Raw genomic sequence first — 480 nt, 5'->3', positions numbered from 1 at the left:
ACTCAGCCGGGTACCGACGTTACCGCGCAGAGAGCGGATCGCCAGGTCCGGACGGGTGGCGGCCAGCTGGCACTGACGGCGTAAACTTGACGTGCCAACGACGCTGCCGGCCGGCAGTTCGTCAATCGAGGCATAGCGATTGGAAACAAACGCGTCGCGCGGATCGTCGCGCTCGCAGATAGTCACCAGCCCCAGGCCCTCCGGGAATTCCACCGGCACATCTTTCATCGAATGGACGGCGATATCGGCGCGCCCTTCGAGCATGGCGAGCTCTAACTCTTTCACAAATAAGCCTTTGCCCCCCACCTTTGCCAGCGGAGTATCAAGGATGACATCCCCGCGCGTGACCATCGGCACCAGCTCGACCTTCAGTCCGGGATGCGCTTGTTCCAGGCGCGCTTTAACATACTGCGCCTGCCATAGCGCAAGCGGGCTTTGCCGTGTGGCAATTTTCAAAACTTTGTCTAACATGCTTGTTAC

General features: G+C 59.8%; 1 protein-coding gene. It reads right to left on the bottom strand.

Annotation, left to right across the window (positions count from 1 at the left end; translation table 11 throughout):
* A partial coding sequence (gene hemC / locus M3196_RS21750) for a hydroxymethylbilane synthase (RefSeq protein ID WP_338082969.1) occupies positions 1-480 on the bottom strand: 480 nt, incomplete at both ends.

Source organism: Fictibacillus nanhaiensis (assembly GCF_023715445.1).
In the GTDB taxonomy this organism is placed as follows: domain Bacteria; phylum Bacillota; class Bacilli; order Bacillales; family Fictibacillaceae; genus Fictibacillus; species Fictibacillus nanhaiensis_D.
Note: the sequence above shows the minus strand (reverse complement) of the source record. Positions and strands in the feature narration are given on the sequence as shown.